A 3,607-nucleotide genomic window follows, 5' to 3' on the forward strand; every position below is an offset into this window, starting at 1 on the left:
CCCCCGCCCTTCGCATGCGGATGACAAGTTCAGACTGATTGCTGCCACTTAGGTTCGACGGCAGAGTCCATGGGCGCCAACGCAAGCGGTCGCTTACCGGTCAGGATCTCAAGCGACCGATCGATTACCTGTACCGGTCGTTCGGCACTGTAGCGAAGTGCAAAGTTCTGGAATGGCCCTTTGCGTCACGGACGAAACGGTGTTCTGGACCATGGGCAGGCCTTCTTCAAGCGCCAGCAGGGAGGGCGAATCACTTCTTTTGGTCCTTCAGTGTCCGTAGCGCAATACCCGCCACCCGGGTTCCCTGTGCTCCTCAAAGTGCGTGATAGACGGGCAATAGTTCACTTTGACCTGATGCTGTTGCAACATTCTGATCATTGCTCTCGCCGCAAATAAAGAAGGAAACAAGGGGTGGCCGTTGGATCGCAATGCCCAAGACATCGCGCGCGGTATGTGGATATGCGGCAGTCTTGACGTCGCCATCCGCATCCGGCATTTGTGCAGGTGAGCCTGCCGTGAATCTCGTTGAAGGTGCGTGGATAAACTTTGAGCGCCGACTGGCGAGCTGCTCAGGCCTGACCTCGATGGAGTCACATTTCATGGCGCCGTGTTCTCGGCGCCAAATACCTGGTCGACAAATGCCAGCAGCGAAGCGGTGGGCTGTTTGTCGCGATGCACGACCAGGTGAGATTGTCGGAGCTGCCGCGGCAAGGTCGTGGAGATGCGGCACAGGCGGCCGGCCTCCAAAGCGTCGCTCACGACCCACGACGAAAGGCAGGCCACCCCCATACCCGCCTCGGCCGCATGTTTGATCGCCTCCGAACTTCCCAGCTCGATGCTTCGACGGTAGGAGCGCAAGTGGGGCAGCAGACTTTGGTCGGTGGCCTCGCGCGTTCCCGAGCCCGACTCACGCAACAGCCAGACCCCTTCACGCAGTGTCCGCATTGGCACCCGCTCGCCGGCCAGGCTCATTCGTGCCCACGCGCTGTCAGGCGATGTAACGACCACCATCTCGTCCTGGTGCCATGGCGTGACGGCCAGCGCCGCTTGGTGGCAAGGCCCTTCGATCAGGCCCACGTCCAGTTCAAACGCAGCGACCGCGTCACAGATGGCCGCCGTGTTTCCGATCACGACCTTTGAGCGCCAGGCACTGGCATGGCCCGGTTGCGCTGCGACAAAACGGGCCAGCAGCCTGGGCAGCACATAGTTGCCGATGGTGGTGCTGGCGCCGATGCGCAGCGACTGCGCCTGGGCGCTGCCATCGCGGGACATCAGCTCGATGCCGGCGGCACCGTCCAGCAGCGCCAGGGCCCGCGGCAGTAACGCACGGCCGTTGTCGTTGAGCAGCAGGCGCTTGCCCGCGCGGTCGAACAGGCGCAGCGACAGCAGCCGCTCAAGTTCATTCACGGCCGAGCTGGTGGCCGACTGCGACAGCGCAATCTCGGCGCTGGCTGCCGTGGTAGTGCCGCTGCGCGCAACCGCCACGAAGATCTGCAGCTGTCGCAGCGTGAGGCGAAGGGTATTCATGGCGGATTCGTTTGCAAAGCGATTAGATGGGTACATCTTAGCGATACAACCCGTTTGACGGGTCATCCATGAAGCCGGAAGCTTTGTCCTCACGAACTTCAACCGGAGGCAAGCAGCATGACCATCAACGTACTTCCTGAGCCACGCACATTGGCCTCTGCATCGGCTTTCGCACGCATGCTCCCCGGCCTGGCCCTGAGCGGCGCCTTGGCTGCCACCGGTATCGCGCTGGGCCGCATCGCCTGGCTGCAGGACCATGGCTTCAGTGCGCTGACGCTGGCCATCGTGCTGGGCATGATCGTGGGCAACACGGTTTACCCGTGGGCCCCGCGCTTGGCGGTAGCCAGCGGCGCCGGCGTCAACTTCTCCAAGCAGAACCTGCTTCGCCTGGGCGTGGTGCTGTACGGCCTGCGGCTCACCGTGCAGGACATTGACCATGTCGGCATCGCTGGTGTCGCCATCGACGCGATGATATTGGGTTCGACCTTCGCACTGGCCTGCCTCATCGGCACGCGCTGGCTGGGCCTGGAGCGCAAGACGGCGATGCTGATCGGCGCTGGCAGTGCCATCTGCGGCGCTGCTGCGGTGATGGCCGCCGAGCCGGTGGTCAAGGCGCGCGCCGAGCAGGTCACGGTGGCGGTGGCCACGGTGGTGGTGTTCGGCACGCTGGCGATCTTCCTGTACCCGGCGCTGTTCGAGCTGAACCGGCACTGGGCGCTGATCCCCGGCGGCGCCAACGGGTTCGGCATCTACGTCGGATCGACCATCCACGAGGTGGCCCAGGTGGTGGCCGCAGCACGTTCGGTGGGCCCGGACGCAGCCAACTCGGCCGTCATCGCGAAGATGGTTCGAGTAATGATGCTGGCGCCGTTCCTGGTGATGCTGTCGGCTTGGCTGGCGCGCGACAGCACCCTGCAAGCCCTAGTGGAGGCAGAGCATGCTCACGCCAAGGGTCAACTCGCTGTGCCCTGGTTCGCCTTCGGCTTCGTCGCGGTCGTGTTGCTCAATTCGCTGCAATGGCTGCCGGCGTCGGTGGTGGCAGTGACGACCGAGATTGACACCGCGCTGCTGGCGATGGCGATGGCTGCGCTCGGCCTGGCCACGCACATCGGCGCCATTCGCAAGGCCGGGGCCAAGCCGCTGCTGCTGGCGTTGATCTTGTTCGGCTGGCTCATCGTCGGAGGCGCGCTCATCAACCGCTGGGTGCCGGCCCTGCTGGGCTGAAGCCTCGAATTCACGGCCCAGGGCCCTGACCCTAAATTTCTTTGCACGCTCTGGAATAGACCGCATGCCGACGCCGTCTGCTCTTTTGTCGGGACCTATCTGACCCTTCGTCCCGCACTCACCCCCCTTCACTTCACACCAACCCTTCATCGGAGCCCACAATGTTCAAGACTTTCGCTTTCGCCGCCACCGCCCTGACGCTCGCCTCCGGCAGCGCCTTCGCCGCCCCCAGCGACGACGCCCGCACGCACTTCCAGGCCATCGCCTCGGGCGACACCCAGATCGTCATGCGTGCCTATGCCGACCAGGCCCAGCTGAACTGGGTAGGCGGCCCACTCGACGGCACCTATGCCACCACCGATGCCATTCGCGGCACCTGGGAGAAGTTCGGCAAGGCCGTCGGCCCACTGAAGCTCACAGTCGGCCAGATTGAAGAATCGGCCAACCCCAAGGGCGCCACCGTCTCGGCCAACGTCGTCTTCGAAGGCAAGATGCCCATCAAGGTGCGCTACGTGCTGACGTTCCGTGAAGGCAAGATCGTCAGTGAAACCTGGCAGATCGACCCCAAGCTGGCGGTGGCTGCGGCTTACTGAACGGCACGCAGCGTGGCTACTCTCCACCAGACCCCAAAGGACAACCCCATGAAGCACCTTTCGACTCTGGCCGCGCTGCTGATCACAGCGGCTTCCTTCGCGGCACCACTCACCGGCGCTATGGCTGCCGACGCGCCGGCCAAGCTCGCCAACGGCGCGCTGGTCGACGCCAAGGGCATGACGCTCTACACCTTCGACAAGGACGTGGCAGGCAGCGGCAAGAGCACCTGCAACGGCGGCTGCGCCGCGCTGTGGCCGCCCGC

4 protein-coding genes and 1 pseudogene are annotated in these 3,607 nt (G+C 64.2%); 3 read left to right on the forward strand and 2 right to left on the reverse strand.

Annotated features, from left to right (window positions below; all coding sequences use genetic code 11):
- Nucleotides 1–313: 313 nt before the first annotated feature.
- Nucleotides 314–601, reverse strand: a complete 288-nt coding sequence (locus KYG_RS24300) for a hypothetical protein (protein WP_133156668.1) — start codon at nt 599–601, stop codon at nt 314–316.
- A complete protein-coding gene (locus tag KYG_RS07345; protein WP_008904225.1) occupies nt 598–1,527 on the reverse strand; it encodes a LysR family transcriptional regulator in 930 nt (309 codons plus the stop codon). Before KYG_RS07345 ends, KYG_RS24300 begins: the two co-directional genes overlap by 4 nt.
- Before the next feature lie 117 nt (nt 1,528–1,644).
- On the opposite strand from KYG_RS07345, the gene KYG_RS07350 reads away from it, so the two are divergent.
- From KYG_RS07350 to KYG_RS07360, 3 genes and pseudogenes are all read left to right on the forward strand, one after another.
- Entirely contained in the window at nt 1,645–2,751 is a 1,107-nt protein-coding gene (locus KYG_RS07350) for a YeiH family protein (RefSeq protein WP_008904226.1), read from the forward strand.
- A 161-nt stretch (nt 2,752–2,912) separates the two neighbouring features.
- Nucleotides 2,913–3,344 carry a nuclear transport factor 2 family protein gene (locus KYG_RS07355; RefSeq protein WP_008904227.1) on the forward strand — a complete coding sequence of 144 codons (432 nt, stop codon included), beginning with the start codon at nt 2,913–2,915 and terminating at the stop codon, nt 3,342–3,344.
- A gap of 48 nt (nt 3,345–3,392) precedes the next feature.
- A pseudogene (locus tag KYG_RS07360) lies at nt 3,393–3,607 on the forward strand (hypothetical protein); the annotation flags it as partial.

This window comes from Acidovorax sp. NO-1 (genome assembly GCF_000238595.1).
Classification (GTDB): Bacteria; Pseudomonadota; Gammaproteobacteria; order Burkholderiales; family Burkholderiaceae_C; genus Acidovorax.